The 18,801-nt window shown below is 45.6% G+C and carries 4 protein-coding genes; 1 reads left to right on the plus strand and 3 read right to left on the minus strand.

Annotated elements, in window-relative coordinates; translation table 11 throughout:
- The first annotated feature begins 205 nt into the window (after positions 1-205).
- Entirely contained in the window at positions 206-5,611 is a 5,406-nt protein-coding gene (locus QUA99_RS19395) for an AAA family ATPase (protein WP_333239875.1), read from the plus strand.
- A 360-nt stretch (positions 5,612-5,971) separates the two neighbouring features.
- Here the strand turns inward: QUA99_RS19395 and QUA99_RS19400 are convergent, their stop codons facing one another.
- The 3 genes from QUA99_RS19400 to QUA99_RS19410 all read right to left on the minus strand — a co-directional run bounded on the left by QUA99_RS19400 (position 5,972) and on the right by QUA99_RS19410 (position 18,597).
- A complete protein-coding gene (locus QUA99_RS19400) occupies positions 5,972-7,009 on the minus strand; it encodes a methyltransferase (protein ID WP_333239873.1) in 1,038 nt (345 codons plus the stop codon).
- 295 nt (positions 7,010-7,304) lie between these two features.
- A complete protein-coding gene (locus QUA99_RS19405) occupies positions 7,305-11,165 on the minus strand; it encodes a beta-ketoacyl synthase N-terminal-like domain-containing protein (protein ID WP_333239871.1) in 3,861 nt (1,286 codons plus the stop codon).
- Positions 11,158-18,597, minus strand: coding sequence for an amino acid adenylation domain-containing protein (locus QUA99_RS19410; RefSeq protein WP_333239869.1), 7,440 nt, complete (start codon positions 18,595-18,597; stop codon positions 11,158-11,160). Before QUA99_RS19410 ends, QUA99_RS19405 begins: the two co-directional genes overlap by 8 nt.
- Positions 18,598-18,801: the final 204 nt, after the last annotated feature.

The following is an 18,801-nucleotide window of genomic DNA, read 5'->3' on the forward strand; positions in this document are numbered from 1 at the left end:
TCGAGGCACTGAATTTGCGATATTTTTGCCGATAAAAGGATAAGACGATCTCAATGGATGGCGATGCTTCTACTCAAAAGTTAAAACGAATAGAAGCGGTAGAGTCTGCCTGCTTGGGGCGATCGCATTTCTATCCGACTCCTACTCGACAAATAAAAGTGTATACTTAGCTACAGAAGTCAATGTCTGAGATGGAGTAATCCAGATGAGTGCAGCAGTGGATTTGACGAACCAAGTTTCGGGATATCATCTGGTTGAGGAATTATATTGTGGTTCGAGAACCCTAGTTTATCGAGCCATCCGAGAAACAGATCAGCTTCCGGTTGTCATTAAACTATTAAATCGAGATTATCCCAGCTTCAACGAACTGCTGCAATTTCGCAACCAGTACACCATTGCCAAAAATCTGAGTGTGCCTGGAGTCGTTGCCCCCTTTAGTTTAGAATTTTACCGCAACAGCTATGCCCTGGTGATGGAGGATTTTGGCGGTATTTCCCTCCGAGACTACGCCCAAGAACGATGCCAAAGAGTGCTCGGTGAAGTACCTACACTGACTCTGGTAGAAATATTGACGATCGCCATTCAAATAACAGACATCCTTGACGGACTCTACCAAAACCGAGTCATCCACAAAGATATTAAGCCAGCTAACGTCCTGATTCATCCCAAAACCAAACAAGTCAAACTGATTGACTTTAGCATCGCCTCCCTACTTCCGAGAGAAACTCAAGAAATTCAAAATCCCAACGTTTTAGAAGGAACCCTCGCCTATATTTCTCCCGAACAAACCGGACGAATGAACCGAGGCATCGACTACCGCACTGACTTTTATTCTCTGGGAGTTACTTTGTATGAACTGCTGACAGGAAAACTGCCATTTGAATGTGACGACCCGATGGAGTTGATTCACTGCCATATTGCCAAACAACCTCCTTCAATAAACAGCCAAGAAATCCCGCAGGTGGTTTCGGATCTGGTGATGAAGCTGATGGCAAAGAATGCCGAACAGCGCTATCAAAGTGCCTGGGGATTGAAGCATGACTTAGAACTGTGTTTGCAGCAGTGCCAAGAAACTGGAAAAATTGAAACTTTTGAGTTAGGAACGCGGGATGTATGCGATCGCTTCCTGATTCCCGAAAAACTCTACGGTCGAGAACGAGAAATACAGCAACTTTTAGAAGCCTTTGAACGAGTAGCACAAGGGAACAGCGAAATGATGCTCGTTGCAGGCTTTTCCGGCATAGGAAAAACCGTTGTGGTCAATGAAGTTCACAAACCCATTGTCCGACAGCACGGCTATTTCATTAAAGGTAAATTTGACCAGTTCAATCGCAACATTCCCTTTTCGGCATTTGTGCAAGCATTCCGCGATTTAATGACACAATTGCTCAGTGAAAGCGATGTCCAAATTCAAGCATGGAAAACCAAAATTTTAGCAGCACTCGGTGACAGCGGACAAGTCATTATTGAAGTAATTCCCGAACTGGAATGGATTCTCGGACAACAACCTCCTGCCCCAGAATTATCAGGTGTTGCGGCTCAAAATCGGTTTAATTTACTATTCCAAAAATTTATTTCTGTCTTCACCACCAAAGAGCATCCCTTAGTGATGTTTTTGGATGATTTGCAGTGGGCCGATTCAGCATCTTTAAAGTTGATGCAGTTGCTCGTAGGTGAGTCGCAGTCCAGTCACTTGCTACTAATTGGAGCCTATCGAGACAATGAAGTTTCCGCTGCCCATCCCTTGATGTTAACCCTAGATGAAGTAACTAAAATAGGGGCCGTTGTTAATACCATCATACTTGCACCGCTGGATCGAACCAGTTTGAATAAATTGGTGGCAGACACGCTAAATTGTTCTCCGAAATTGGCGGAACCGCTGACAGAATTAGTGGCGAGAAAGACCAAAGGAAATCCATTTTTTGCGACGCAGTTTCTCAAGGCATTGCATCAAGATGAATTGATTAATTTCGATATCAAAGCTGGCTATTGGCAGTGCGATATTAGCAAGGTTACAGAAGCAGCACTGACGGATGATGTCGTTGAATTTATGGCGCAGCAGTTACAGAAATTGCCCGTTGAAACTCAGTCAGTTTTAAAATTAGCCGCTTGCATTGGCAATCAGTTCGATCTGACAACATTAGCAATTGTTTCGCAAATTTCGGAGACTGAAACGGCAACCGCATTGTGGAAAACTTTACAGGAAGGTTTTGTTTTACCTCAGAGTGAAGTTTATAAATTTTATCTGGGAGTAGAAAGTATTTCTCAATCTACTTCTCAAACGGTTGCCTATCGCTTCTTGCACGATCGCGTCCAGCAAGCCGCTTATTCTTTGATTCCAGAAGCAGAACGCGCGATCGCTCATTATCAAATCGGGCAACTGCTGCTGCAACAAATTTCATCAGAAGCCAGAGAAGAACGCATTTTTGAATTAGTCAATCAGTTGAACTACGGAACCACACTGGTTGTACAAGAACAGGAACGGGACGAACTCGCCCAACTCAACCTCACTGCTTGCCACAAAGCCAGAGCCGCCACCGCATATCAAGCCGCACGCGAATATGCCAAAGTGGGTCTGAAACTGTTGGGAACAGACGCTTGGCAACGGCAGTACGAAATGACCCTATCTCTGCACGACTTGGCTGCCGAGGTGGCGTTTCTAGCCGGCGATTTTGATCAGATGAACCAGTGGATTGAAGCGGTGATTCATCATGCGAAAACACCTTTAGAACAGGTGCAAGTTTATCAAGTTAAAATTCAGGCATTAGTCGCCCACAATCAATTTTTAGAAGCGATCGCGATCGGTCAATCAGTCTTCCAAATGTTGGGCGTAAACCTACCAGATGAACCAACCCTAGACGATATTCGGCAGTTGAAGCAAGAAATTGATGCCTTAATTGAGGGTCGCTCTATTGAGTCATTCCTTCATCTGCCGAAAATGACCGATCCTCAGCAATTAGCCATTATGCAAAATGCGGCTCGGCTGACACCCGTCTGTTATATGTCAGGCACAAAGCTCTATTTCCTGGTCGTGGCCCTCCAGGCCAAGTTGTCTATTCAATTTGGCAATAGTCCGGTTTCAGCTTTTTGCTACGTGGGTTACGCCTTTCAACTGAGGATGCTGTGGGGCGATATGACACTGGTGCCTCAGTTTGGGCAGTTGGGATACCAACTTGCCTTAGAACCCGATGCCAAAAACATTCGAGCCGCAACCGCCATGTTAATGGGGGCGTATGTGGGTTCTTGGACGATCCATCTGCAAGACACGCTGCCCATTCTTCTCGATGGCTATCAAGCTGGATTAGAAACAGGCAATCTAGAATTTATGGGCTACGACGCCCAGTTGTACTGCTTCAATGCTTATTGGTACGGTCAACCGCTCGCTGAACTCGAACCGCAAATTCGCGCCTATTACCAACAGTTGTGCGACCTCCACCAAGTCACAGCAGCAAACTGTGTGTTGGCGTACTGGCAGGCGGCTCAAATTCTCTTGGGTCAGTCAGAGGACGAAATTCCCTTACGCCAGGATGCCTATGAAGAACAAGTCCTGGCCCAGGCCAAAGTCGATTTTTACCGACTATCCTTCTTTTACCTGTATCGCTTCACTTTGAATTACTGGCTGGAAGACTTTGCTAAAGCAGAACACGATGCCGCTCAAACGCGACATTATTTAGCCGGAGGGATGGGAAGTATCGTTGAACCTATCTTCTACTTCTATGATTCTCTCAATGTGCTAGCGACTCCGCCGGAATCGATGTCGGAGTCAGAACCGCGATGGCAGCGAATGCAAGAAAATCAAGCCAAGCTAAAAGACTGGGCAGATTATGGCCCCATGAATTACTTGCACAAATATCATTTAGTTGAAGCTCAAAAGCATCAACTGCTCAATTGCAAAACAGAAGCTCTAGAATTTTACGATCTAGCAGTTAAAGGAGCCAAAGAAAACGGTTATATCCAAGAGGAAGGGTTAGCCAACGAATTAGCTGCCAAGTTCTACCTTGACTGGTGCAAAGAAAAAGTTGCAGCCAGCTATATGCAGGAAGCATATTACTGTTATGCCCGTTGGGGAGCTAAAGCCAAAATAGAAGACCTAGAACAACGCTATCCCCAATTACTTGGGCCCATCCTGAATCAGCCCAAACTTCGCTTTAATCCTCTAGAGACACTGGGAACGATTACCCAGTCTTCACACACTTCCAGCACCAGCAGCACGAGTATTTCCGATGCCCTTGATTTCGCCTCTATTGTGCAAGCTGCTCAAGCTTTATCCAGTAAAATTCAGCTTGATGAATTGCTCGACACTCTCAACCAAATTATTTTGAAAACTTCTGGGGCAGAAACTTGTGCTTTGCTACTTCCCCATCAGAAGGAATGGCACATCCGGGCAATAACTCACATCAATTCCGATAATCAGCTACCCACAACTCTGCTGCAAAGCCAACCTCTGGATAACTCTGTGGGGATTCCGCTCAAGCTGATTTATTATGTCAAAAATACTCTGGAAACTGTCGTTATTGAAGGTGGCAAAACTGATATTCCGGGTTTAATGAATGACTGTACGCTCCAGTATGAGTCTCAAAGTATGCTATGTAGTCCCATTCTCGATCGGGGGAACTTAGTTGCGATACTTTATCTGGAACATCGATCGACGAAAGGAGTGTTTACGAGCGATCGCCTCCTCGTCCTCAAATTCCTCTGCACTCAGGCTGCCATTTCCTTAGAAAATGCGCGATTGTATCAGCAAGCGCAGGACTACGCTTACCAGGTGGAACAATCACAACTGCAATTAGTACAGAGTGAAAAAATGTCTGCCTTGGGCAATTTAGTAGCGGGGGTAGCCCACGAAATTAATAATCCAGTCGGTTTTATCTCTGGCAATATTAATGAAGCGATATCCGCCGTTAAAGATATTACCAAATACCTGCAAGTCTACCAAGAAAAATTTCCCAATCCAGGAGATGAAATCGAGCAAATAGCAGAAGAATTTGACATCGAATATCTCGTAGAAGATTTACCCAAGATGTTGCATTCTATGCAAGTCGGGTGCGATCGCATCCAAGGTATCAGCACCAGCCTTCGTACCTTTTCCAGAGCAGACAAAGATTATAAAGTTCCTTTCAACATTCATGAGGGCATTGACAGTACGCTTTTGATTCTCAAACACCGATTGAAAGCGAACGAACAGCGTCCAGCTATTGAAGTGGTGAAAAAGTACGGGAATTTGCCATCAATTGAATGCTTCCCCGGACAATTAAATCAGGTGTTTATGAATATTTTGGCTAATGCCATTGATGCTCTGGAAGAATCAAATCGGAATCGAACTTTGGAGTCCCTAAAATCTCAACCAAATTGTATCACAATTTCGACAGAAATGAACTCTAATGAGCTGGCGACGATTCGGATCAAAGACAACGGTTCTGGGATATCAGATGAGATAAAAAGCAAGATTTTCGATCATTTATTTACGACCAAAATAGTGGGAAAAGGCACGGGATTGGGATTGGCTATCGCTCGTCAGATTGTAGTTGAGAAACACGGCGGTACAATCAAGGTAAATTCTGTAATGGGAGAAGGCACAGAGTTTGCGATTACCCTACCCTTAAAAAAATAGCGATAACGAACTGTTAAATCAAGCTACCCAATCATTGGTAACAAGTTAAGCTAAAAAAGCATTTGTCAATCAGCAATTATGCTCGAGATTTACTCGGATTTTGGGCTCAAAACTGAGATTTGGGCGATCGTGCGATCTTGCCGAGGGTGATATTTATACCTACTCCCTCTCGAATCGTGAATTTTCCACTCCTAAAAAAGCAGTTTTTTTGAGTAATATTACTGATTGACAAATGCAATTAAGTCTTAACTTGTCACCAATGCTGTGTAATTAATTCTGTCCAATTACTTAGCTTGTACGCTCTCGGTCGGAACTTCCCTCCACCCCAAAGGGGGGAAGTTCCGTTTAGACCTGGTAATGTCAAGCAGGTTTCGCCTCGATCGCACTTACTGGCCCCGTTGTTTTGATCGTATTAGTCACAGTAAATCCCGCCGATGAAAGTAAATTATAAAATTCATCCTCTGTACGCATAAAAGTACCACCCAGAATGAACAAATTTAGACTCCCCAAACCAATAAAGGGCGACATTTTACCTTGAGGCAACATAAAATCAACAACCACCAGCTTGTCTTTAACAGTCATAGCTTGATAACAGTTACTAAGAATTTTAATAGCATCCGAATCATCCCAATTAAGGAGGACGCGAGAAATTAAGTAAAGATCGCCGCCCTGAGGAAGAACCGAATCAAAAAAGTTTCCTCCAACTATTTGACACCTATCGGCAACTCCCGCCCCTTCCAAAACCCGATCAGCACCAACAACAACATCTTCGCGATCGAACAAAATAGCTTGCATCTTAGGATTCGCATTCAAAATAACAGCCGTTAGAGTTCCAATGCCCCCTCCCACATCCACAAGTGTCTTAACTTCTGAAAAATCATAAGCTTCAAGAACCGGAAGCAGCCACTCTCTTGTCGTCTCCTTCATCCACTCATTAAAATTTACACTCGCCTCCGAATCTTGCTTTAAATAACTATAAAAATCCCTATTAAAAGTATGATTAAATGCAGTTTTTCCCGTCTTTATACCGTATAGTAAATTGCCCCACGCCTGATAAATCTCATCACCCATCGCCATAACTGTACCCCGTAAAGAATCAGAAGTACCAGTCAACAAGTGTTTACCCATAGGATTTAATTGAAATTTGTCATTATTTTCTGTAGAAAACACACCAACGCTGCTCAGCATACGCATCAAGTGATAAATACTCCTAGAATTTACACCAGTAGCTTGTGCAAGTTCATCAGCAGTCTTAGAGCCGTTACTCAAAATATCTGCAATTCCCAGTTTAGCTGCCACAAAAAGTGCCTGAGATTTTTGATATCCATACATCATTTCTAGTAGCACTGAGGATGAGCTTTCACCTTCGTATTCGGTATTATCTGCGTATAAAGTCATGGGAATTCCTTTGAAAGTTATCTATTTAAGAATTAAAGAGGCCGTATCCAGAAATATAGAGATTACTGTCGTCTCCACATTTAGCAAGACTGACTCAACAAAAAAACTGTTAGGTCAAAAGTGCGCCCAAGCGCCACAAAGTACCTCGGGAGCATCTCAATGAAAGCAGTTAAGCTAGAAATTGGAGTTTTAAGGCCCGAGGCTGCGGGGCAGGAGGCAGGAGGAAAGAGGAAGAAGGAAGGAGCCAGAAGAAGTGTTTTTACAAATATGAGATGCTCCCAAGTACCTCTCTCATCTAAATTAGCTGCCTTGCCTCATCAATGTATACTCTAAGTTGTTCAGCCATAACCTGAACATGAGGGGGATAATTCATAGTAATATGATTTCCCGGCACTTCTTGAACCTCTACACCTCCACTAGCAACCTCAATCCAAGGTAATTCTGGATTGTTATGATTAACTTCATTTTGTTCGTTAGCACGGAAAAAGATGATTCGACCCGGATAATTTTGGGGTATATAATTTCGCATCGCTTGGGCGTGTACTTTAAACAGATGAAGAAACTGGCGAATCTGAGGTACTCCAAAATCTGGAGGAACTACCCTATTAGCAATCTTTACTTGCTCCAAAAAGTAGAGAAGTTGCTCCTCTGGTTCCAGTTTTTGAAGAACCTCCATAGAAAGAGACAGATTGAACCCAACACCTAGCAAATATACCAAAATTGCTGTATCATCTTCCGTTGCTAAAACGGGCATTTGATCGGGGCCAGGAGTATCTATTAAAGTTAGCAGCGCTATCTTTTCACCTTGGGCATTGAGTTGCTGTGCCATCTCAAAAGCAACAGTGCCTCCAAAGGAAGAACCACCCAAAAAATAGGGGCCTTCTGGTTGTTTTACCCGCACTGCTTCAATATACCGAGCAGCCATTTCCTCAACTTTAGTAAAAGACTCACTTTCCCCATCTGAGACGTGCGCTTGTATTCCAAAAATAGGCTGATCGGAACCTAGATAACGCGCTAAGTCCCGATAAATGTAAACGTGACCGCCTACCGGATGAACTAAGAACAAAGGTTGTTTAAAACTCCCGCGCTGAATTTCTACTAACAAAGATTCACAAGCTGGCTGGAGTGGCTGGTTAGTATTATCAGATAAGTCGGGATTGTCTTTAATTAATGCAGCCAAAGCTGCAATAGTCGATGATTGCAATAGGCTATGGGGAGACAAGACTTTTAGCAGTGTTTCGTTTAATTTAGTTATTAGTTGAACTGCTAATAATGAATCTCCGCCTAAATCAAAAAAGTCATCATTAATTCCTACTTGCTCGATCCCGAGAAAATTTTGCCATATCCTAGCAATAGTTTGCTCAATTTCATCTCTAGGAGCAACATAGGTACTGTGTAAATTTGGTCTAGAATGAAGTAGTGTTGAATCTAGTTTTGGAGAATTTTCATCTGGTAAAGATGCAATTTTAATTGGTTGCTCAATTCCCGGTGCTTCAATCCAGTAACGTTGGCGCTCAAACGGATAGGTTGGCAGTGGGAGACGATAACGCTGCTCATCAGCATAAAATTTAGACCAATCTATTTGTACTCCTCCTAACCAGAGTTTACCCAATGTAGTAAGTAAGAAAGCTACATCTGAATTTTGGTCTTGTGGATGGCGCAATGAAGAAAGTACAATTTGCTCAGCCCTCTTATTAGGATGCTGTTTTGCTAGCGTGTTCAACGTCCGTCCTGGCCCCACTTCGAGCAATATTTGATTTTGGTCTTTCAATAGCTGTTGTAACCCATCTGCAAAGCGTACTGTTTGCCGCAGATGTTGAGCATAATAACTCGGATTTGTCGCCTCTGTCGCTGTAATCCAATTACCAGTGACATTGGAAACGTAGGGAATTTTAGGCGAGTTCAGCTTAACTTTTTTAACCTGTTCGGTGAATGGTTCTAAAATTGGCTCCATCATCTGTGAATGGAAGGCATGAGAAGTGTGCAACCGGCGACACTCTACACCTTTTGCGAGCAGTTTCTGTGCCAATTCATCTACGGCATCAGTAGCACCTGAAACCACGCTCATAGATGCTCCGTTAATCACAGCTAAATCAAGTTTCTCGCCCAAAAATGGTTGTATTTGCTGTTCTGGCAGTGGAACTGCAAGCATGGAACCACTCGGCAGTTGTTGCATTAATTTACCTCGTGCAGCTACCAAAGATAAGCCATCTTCCAAGGAAAAAACACCAGCCAAACAAGCTGCTACATATTCACCAATGCTATGACCGATCATCGCTTTGGGATGCACTCCCCAAGACATCCACAATTTAGCTAAAGCGTACTCGATCGCAAATAGTGCTGGCTGTGTAATCGCGGTCTGTTTTAGTTGGTTTGTAGCTGCTTCTGCTTGTGCTTCAGTTGGATAAAGTACGTCGCGCAGATCGATTCCCAAGTGAGGTTTAAGAATTTCCGAACATAGATCGATCTGTTCGCGAAATGTTGGTTCAACTTGGTAGAGTTCCAAGCTCATATTGATGTACTGCGAACCCTGTCCTGAAAACATAAATACGACAGGTCGATTTTTGGACTCTTGGAAGCTAGTAAAAACTCGTTTTGCATCGAGAGTGTCGAGGGCAATAACACCTTCTTTTATGTCATTACAAACTACTATCCGTCGATGGCTGAAAGCTCTTCTACCAATTTGAAGCGTATAAGCAACATCAGCAAGATTTTCATCGGGATGCTGCTTTAAATATTCGCTCAAATTTACCGCTGCACAATCAAGTGCCGTGCTAGTTTTTGCCGATAAAACCAACAGTTGCGAGGGTCGGGATTCTCCAGATTTTTCTACAGTAGGCGCTTCTTCTAGTACCACATGAGCATTAGTTCCACCGATGCCAAAGGAACTAACTCCAGCACGGCGCGGCGTTTTACCTGCTTTCCATTCGGAAAGTTTAGTATTAACGTAAAAGGGACTGTTGGCAAAATCAATCTTGGGATTAGCTTGTTCAAAATGCAAGCTAGGTGGTATTAATTGGTGTTTGAGAGCCTGGACAGTTTTGATTAACCCCGTGACACCAGCAGCAGTATCCAAATGTCCGATATTGGTTTTTGCCGAACCGATCGCACAAAAGCCTTTTTTCTTAGTTTCGAGTGAGAAAGCTTGCGTCAGCGCAGCAATTTCGATCGGATCTCCCAAGGGTGTTCCGGTTCCGTGAGTTTCTATATAGCTGACGGTTTCAGGGGGAATTTCTGCGATCGCCAGAGCATCTGCGATCGCCTGCGCCTGACCATCTATACTGGGAGCTGTGTAGCCAATTTTGAAAGCACCATCATTATTGAGCGCAGAACCTTTAATCACCGCATGAATATAATCTCCGTCTGCGATCGCCTCCTCTAATCTTTTCAAAACCACAATTCCTACACCGCTACCGTTCACAGTTCCCTGTGCCCTAGCATCAAAGGCTCTACAGTGTCCGTCGGGTGAAAGAATCATTCCCTCTTGATAAAAATATCCTGTCTTTTGGTTAACGCCAATAGAAACGCCACCAGCCAAAGCCATATCGCATTGGTAATTTAGCAAACTTTGACAAGCCATGCTAATAGCAACCAATGAAGTAGAACAGGCGGTTTGGACAGTAACACTCGGCCCTTTAAAATTTAATTTGTAAGAAACGCGAGTTGACAGGAAATCTTTCTCATTGGCGATCGTAAGTTGGAAATCTCCAACTGATTCTCTGAGCTTGCGGTTGGGATAAAGGTTGTTCAATAAATAAGTATTGTAACTTCCTGCACCTGCGTAAACCCCAATCGAACCTTCGTAAGTTTCCGAGTTATAGCCAGAACTTTCTAGAGCCTGCCAAGCCGACTCCAAGAAAAAGCGGTGTTGCGGATCTGTAATTTCAGCTTCTCTAGGATTAAACCCAAAGAATGAAGCATCAAATAACTCAATATCTTCTAGTACGGCTCTTGCTTTTACATAGCGCGGGTCACGCACCACTGACTCGTCAATACCGAAAGATTCTAGTTCTCGTTCAGAGAAGAAAGAAATAGATTCTACACCATCGCGTAGATTTTCCCAAAACTCATCAACATTTTTAGCACCGGGAAAGCGACCTGCCATGCCGATGATAGCGATACCTTCTATAGAGTTGGTAGTTTCAGAGTTATCCATTTTTATTCTTTCCTTGCAAGCGCTGTTTTTGCTTTTGGCGATTGATTGCGTCTTTTTGTTTATTGATGCGTTGGCGCAGCCTGTCCGCAGGACTTTCGCGAATTGGCCCAACAGAGAATTTTTCCTCTGGCTCCTCACTTAAATATTGTGCCAAAGAGCTGATGGTTGGATATTTAAACATCTCAATCATTGAAACATCTCTGTCCACCACTTCTCTGAGTTTACTATGAGCCTGAGCCATCAGTAATGAATGACCGCCTAAATCGAAGAAATTATCATCGACACCTACTTTTTCTAAGTGTAATACTTGTTGCCAAACAGTTGCGATCGCTTGCTCGATATCCGTCTGCGGTGCAACATAAGTTGTTTCTAACTCTATGTTAAAAGCATCTGGAACTGGTAGCGCCAGAGAGTCAACTTTACCATTAGATATCAGCGGCAAAGCATTCAAGAACACAAAGCTGGAGGGCATCATATAGTTGGGCAGCTTCTGCTTGAGAACATTGCGCAAACTCCTCACCGCTGTGCGTTGCAAAACTTTCCAGAAACCCTGAGTTTCCAGAAGATGCGCTATGCTGTGTTGAAAAATATCTTGTTCGATCGCACCCAAAGCCAACTCAATCCCTGCTTGGTTTCCCCGACACCAAGCCACACTTCCCGCCAACCACCGCTCTTCACCGGAACCGGGCATACGCAAGCGCAGGCGGACGGTTTGACCGGCCCCACAAGTATCAGGCACATCCACTAAGCCCACGCCACCGATGGAAATGTCTTCCGTGCGAAGTTCCACCGCTGGATGACCGTCAAATTCTGCCAGACATTCACTGCTGAAGGGAGTACGTTCTGGTCTGAGGTTGGAAACAATATAAGCTACTAGGCGCTGGTTGCCGGACGTATCTTCCCGCTTCATAACTACAGACTCTCGTACATCCGGGTGTTGGCTCAATATCGCCTCGATATCGCCCAGTTCGATGTCCAATAAATTATCATCGACACCAACTTTTTCTGGGTGTAATACTTGTTCCCAAGCTGTAGCGATCGCATCTTCGTTCTCAGTCTGGGGTGGAATATAATCCAACTGTGGGTTAAAAGTATCTGGCTCTGGCAGGGCCTTGCGGTCTATTTTGCCGTTGGGTGTCAGCGGCAAAGCATTCAAAAACACAAAGTTGGAGGGCATCATATAGTTGGGCAGCTTCTGCTTGAGAACATTGCGTAAACTCCCGACGGCTGTGCGTTGCAAAACTTTCCAGAAACCCTGAGTTTCCAGAAGATACTCTATGCTGTGTTGAAAAAGATTTTGTTCGATCGCACCCAGAGCCAACTCAATCCCAGCTTGGTTTCTCCGACACCAAGCTACAGTTCCCGCCAACCACCGCTCTTCACCGGAACCGGGCATACGCAAGCGCAGGCGGACGGTTTGACCGGGCCCACAATTATCTGGTACGCCCAGTATGCCGACGCCACCTAATGAGATGTCTTCTGTACGAAGTTTCACTGCCGGGTTCCCGTCAAATTCTGCCAGACACTCACTTTTGAAGGGAGTACGTTCTGGTCTGAGGTTGGAAACAATATAAGCTACTAGGCGCTGGTTGCCGGACGCATCCTCCCGCTTGATAACCACAGACTCTCGCACATCCGGGTGTTGGCTCAATACCGCTTCGATCTCGCCGAGTTCGATGCGGAAGCCGCGAATTTTAACCTGCTGGTCGATGCGACCGAGGAATTCGATATTGCCGTCGGGTAGGTAGCGGGCTAAGTCGCCTGTTTTGTAGAGGCGATCGCCTTGTTCGTGGCTAAAGGGGTTGAGGATAAAGCGATCGGCTGTTAGGTCGGGTCGGTTGAGGTAGCCCCGCGCTAAACCAGCACCGCCAATATACAATTCTCCCGGAATGCCGATCGGGACAGGTTGTAGTTGGGCATCTAGAATATAGACCTGCGTGTTGGCAATGGGCCGACCGATGGGCGGTGGCTCTTTACTATCAGTACATTCGGCAATGGTGGCACAGACGGTGGATTCGGTCGGCCCATAAGCATTAAAGAAGCGACGACCTGATGACCATTTAGCTATGAGGTCGGGGGAGCAGGCTTCTCCGGCGACTATTATTGTCCGCAACGCTGGTAGTTCACTCGCGGGCAGTACCGCTAGCACTGATGGCGGTAGCGTAACAGTCGCGATCGCATAGTCACGCAATAGCTGAATTAGAGTTGCTCCAGGTAGCAGAGAACCCCGCGTTCCCATTACTAGCGTCGCTCCTGCCACCAAAGCCATAACAATTTCCCATATCGAGGCATCGAAGCTCAAAGAGGCGAACTGGAGGACGCGGCTCTCCGGTTGCACATTGAATATCTGGATCTGTGCTGTAGCCAAGTTGCTTAGCCCAGAATGCTCCACTAGGACACCTTTGGGCTGGCCTGTAGACCCTGAAGTATAGATTACGTAAGCTAATTTGTCAGAAGTTATGCCGCAATCAGGGTTTGCTTTGCTGTGTCGCGCAATCAGTTCCCAATCTGTATCCAGGCAGACAACACGCGCTTGGTGTTTAGGAAGAGATTCTACTAACCGTGCCTGAGTCAGCAGTACTGATACAGAGGCATCTTCTAGCATGAAGGCCAAGCGCTCTTGTGGGTAGGCCGGGTCTAGCGGCACATAAGCCCCACCTGCTTTGAGAACACCCAAAATTGCTACTACCATCTCCAAAGAACGCTCCATGCAGATCCCCACCAGTACATCTGCACCCACACCCAAACTCCGCAGGTGGTGCGCTAGCTGATTAGCTCTTTGATTGAGTTCTTGGTAGGTAAGTTGTTTATGTTCAAAAACTAATGCAATAGCATCGGGCGATCGCTCTACCTGCTCTTCAAACAACTGATGGATACACTTATCTTTGGGATAATCGGTTTGGGTATTATTCCACACTTCCAACTGCTGCCGTTCGGACTCAGTTAACAAGGGCAATTCAGAGATTTTTTGCTCTGGGTTGGCAACAATACCTTCTAGTAAGGTTTGAAAATGCCCAAACATTCTACTAATGGTCGCAGCATCAAACAAATCGGTGTTGTACTCAAGGCGACCAATGATGCCCGATGGCCTTTGATCGAGCTCAAGGTATAGATCGACCCTTGCCATCCCGGTATCAACATCTAAGTAGCTAATTGTCCACCCATCCATTTCCGCAAGCGGGGGTTCGAGGACAAATGCGACTTGAAATAGAGGGTTCTGGCCCAGATTCCGCTCTGGTTGTATTTCTTCCACTAGCTTTTGGAAAGGCAATTGTTGGTGAGTATAAGCTCCTAATGCCACCTCCCGTACCCTCACCAGCAGTTCCTCAAAACTAGGGTTGCCAGAAAGGTCAGTACGCATTACGAAAGTGTTGAGGAGGTCACCAATCATCCCCTCTAGCTCTTGTCGGTTGCGGATGCTGGCGACAGTACCCACAGGAATGTCAGTCTGACCTGTATAGCGGTAGAGCAAGGTTTGGAATGCTGCCATCAAAGTCATAAACAGGGTGACACCCTCCCTACGACTCAGAGCCTTAAGCCTCTCGGTTAAGCTCAGGGTTAGCGCTAGACATTCCCTTGCACCCCGAAAGGTTTGCATTGCCGATCGCGATCTGTCTGTAGGCAGTTGCAGTGTTGGCAGATCGGCTAGTTGCTGCTTCCAGTATCTCAGTTGGTTTTCCAGCACTTCTCCCTGTAGCCATTGCCGTTGCCAGAAGGCAAAGTCCGCAAACTGAATTGGCAGTTCTGGGAGGGGCGATGGCAAGCCTAATGAAAAGGCGGTGTAGAGTTCTACAAGTTCCTTCAACAACACGCTGTATATAGAAGCAGCATCGATCGCGATGTGGTGTATGGTCAGAAACAACCTGTAATCCGCCTCGCCCAACTGCATCAAAGTAGCCCGCAGCAGTGGCCCTTGAGCAAGATCAAAAGGCTGCTTCGCTTCCAAAGTTGCCAGCCGCAAGGCTTCTGTCTCCCGTTCTGCCTCTGGAAATTCTCCAAGATTCAGCACTGGCAACGTGAAATTAAAGGCATCTTGAATCACCATCACTGGCTGCCCATTTACCAGAGCAAAGGTGGTTCGCAAAATTTCGTGACGCTTGATGATTTCGCTGATGCTGCGCTCCAGTGCGGCAATGTTGACGGAACCAGGCAACCGAATGGTCATCGGTTCGTTATAGAAGGGCGTATCGGGAGCCAGTTGGCAGAGGAACCACAGTTGTTGCTGGCTGAAGGATAGAGGCAAGTCCTGATTCCGCGAAATGGGTTGAATCGGGGAAGCCTGGGATATTGGAGCTTTTTGACTGGCGATTTCCAGATTGCGAGCAAGAGCCGCTACTGTGCCAGACTCAAACAGGATACGCAACGGTAATTCCACCTGGAAGGTGTCTCGAATTCGAGTTGCAATCTGCGTAACTAACAGAGAGTGACCTCCCAATTCCAAGAAGTTGTCGCGAATACCGACTCGCTCTAATCCCAGAACTTCTGCCCAAATTCCCGCTAAGATTTCCTCGATCGGGGTGCGAGGCGCTACGTAATTCTCTGCCAAATCGGGTCTGGCAATGTCTGGTGCTGGTAGAGATTTGCGATCGAGTTTGCCATTGGGGGTCAGCGGTAGTGATTCCAAAACGACAAAGCGATCGGGCATCATATAATCAGGCAGCTTTCCTTGCAGAAAATTGCGGAGATTTGGTACTAACTTTTGGGCAACATTCCTCTGTAACGGTCGATTGGCATAGTCGTACCAATGTTTAATTTTAATAGTATTTTCTTCTGTAAATACTATATTGTTTTCCGATCCTTCTGTTGTAGAACGTTGTCTGAAAACTGCATGGTAATTGCCAGATGCACTAGCTTCTAGCCAGCTAATATCGATTTGACAATCTAATTCTCGTGCTAATAACCAAAGTTCTTCTGGATTTATACCAATGGGAGATTGTTTTTGTAAGCTGTCACGCCATTCTCCTACAGTTTCCACCCCTTCGTTACTGTTAAGCCATTGAAGTGTTTTGATTTCCGTGTCTAGACGTGCATTGGAGATTTGCCGCCAACCGATAATTTCCGGAGATTTTGTTTGTAGTAATTGACGAACAGATGCGATCGTCCAATCGGGTTCCCAGTCTAACCATTTAATATCTTTTGTAACCGGAACTCGTGCGCCTATATGTAGAACTACATCGTAGCGAAATCGAGTTAATTCATTGTGGTGAATGCCACGCTTGGGCAAAATTTCAACATGACGGATTTTTGGGAGATGTTGTTTTAAAGCCGTAAAGAAAGCTGGGTCGATGACTAATTCTTCTTCTTGTACCATCATCGATCGCACGATGGAAAGTAATTGCGATCGCTCTAGTTCTGGGGATGCCCGATGTAATTGCACGGAGGCATGATAAGCTTCCAGTAATGGCAAACTCCGCAAATCGCCCAAGAAAATGTTGCCGCCGCTGCGGACTGCATTTACAGCCCCTTCTAAGACTTTTAATAAATAGTCAATGCTGGGGAAATGCTGAATTACGGAGTTAATGACGAGCGTATCGAGGCTATCTGCTTCTATGCCTTCAAAGTTGTCTGCCGACCTTTCTAGAAGCGTAACATTTTCTAATCCCGGCACTGATTTCTTCATCTCTTCGATATAGCGCAATGCTCGTGGAGAGAAGTCCGCAGCCAAATATTGAGTGCAATGAGGTGCAATTCGGGACAGTAATAAACCCGTGCCACAACCCATTTCTAGAACAGATTGAGGTTGCAATTGCAGAATGCGATCGACGGTACTTTCTACCCAAGAGCGCATTTCGTTTTCTGGGATAGGTTGACCCGTGTAGCTACTGTTCCAACCGATAATATTAAAGGTTTGGTTTTGATGGGTAGGAGTTTGACTGTAGGTATTGTCGTACAGCGATCGCCATTGTGAAAGAAGTTCGCTATAGCTATCTAAATCTGACTCGGATGATGAAGAATTTGCAGGCTTTCCAACTACATAAGCGACGAGGCGTTTGTTACCAGGCACATCCTCTCGAACTATGACAACCGCATCTCCTACTTCAGAATGTTGTCTGAGTGCCGATTCAATTTCGCCCAGTTCGATGCGGAAGCCGCGAATTTTTACCTGGTGGTCGATGCGACCGATAAATTCAATGTTTCCATCGGGCAGATAGCGACCGAGATCGCCAGTACAGTATAGGCGATCGCCTGTATGGGGATGAGTAATGAAGCGCTGGCTAGTTTTTTCGGGATCTCGCCAATAGCACCTAGCTAAACCGATACCTCCGATGTAGAGTTGCCCCAGTTCCCCCTCCTGACATGACTCCATTGCTTCGTTCAGCACGTAGAAATGCTGGTTGGTCATGGCCCGACCGTAAGGAATGCTTTTCCATTCCGGGTCAACCTTGGCGATCGGATATAGGATAGACCAGATGGAAGCCTCGGTTGCACCTCCTAAGCTGATGACAGCAGGGTTTGAAGGTTGGTCTATAGTTTTATTTTCTTGTAAGGGCAATCCCCCTGCGATCGCCCCGTCAGGGTTTGGGGCTCTCCCGGGGGCGCTGCCCCTACAGATGACCAAATCTTTGATTCGATCTGGCAAAGTCGGGGGTATCCAATCGCCGCTGAGAAGGACTAATCGCAGAGATGATGGTAGGGTTTTGCTATTTGCAGCAGCATCATCCACAAGCATCTGCATCAATGGCGGTGCAGAGTCCCAGAGGGTGACTCGTTCTTGCATCATCAGATCGAGCCAGTCAGACGGGTCTGGCGTTGCGGTCGCTTTGGGGATAACAACAGTTCCTCCCGCAGCCAATAGACCGAAAATGTCATATACTGACAGGTCGAAGCTGAGGGAAGATACGGCTAAGACGCGATCGCCTGCTTCGACTTCAAAGCGTTGGTTAATATCAAGGAGCGTGTTAACGGCACCGCGATGCTCGATCGCTACTCCCTTGGGTTGACCAGTAGAGCCAGATGTATATATTACATAAGCTAAATTATCCCCTTTCACCTCTGTTTCAGGGTTTTCTTTGCTGAAGCGATCGACTATTTCTGAATTCCCATCTAAACAGATAACATGGGCTTGGTGTTCGGGAAGAGAATCGACTAAATGCTGTTGTGTAAGTAAGACTGGCGTTTGGGAATGTTCTAACATGAATGCCAGTCTATGTTGGGGATAATTCGGATCTAGTGGTACATAAGCTCCGCCAGCTTTGAGAATACCTAATAGACCTATAACCATTTCTAGCGATCGCTCTACACACGCTGCAACCAATACCTCTGGTTCGACACCCAGAGTCTTCAGATAATGCGCCAACTGGTTAGCTTGGGAGTTTAACTGCTGATAAGTTAGCTGCTTCCCTTCAAAAATTACCGCAATAGCGTCAGGCGATCGCTCTACTTGGAACTCAAATAGCTGGTGGATGCAAGTATCTTGGAAATTACCTAGCATTTTATTCTTCCTTAGATAGGGCAATACTGAGTTTTTTTGAGTTTTTTGATCCGTTCCCATCCGAGTTGCGGAGTTAATAGCACACCATAACCAAAAGGCTTAAATTATTTAAATAAATTGGCAGTCAGATGGGGGTGATAGCGCCTAGCACCACCCAATAAAGCTAAGCTCGGTAAACTTTTGCTGCGATCGCCTAATCACTTT

This window comes from Microcoleus sp. F10-B2, from assembly GCF_036704965.1.
In the GTDB taxonomy this organism is placed as follows: Bacteria; Cyanobacteriota; Cyanobacteriia; order Cyanobacteriales; family Microcoleaceae; genus Microcoleus.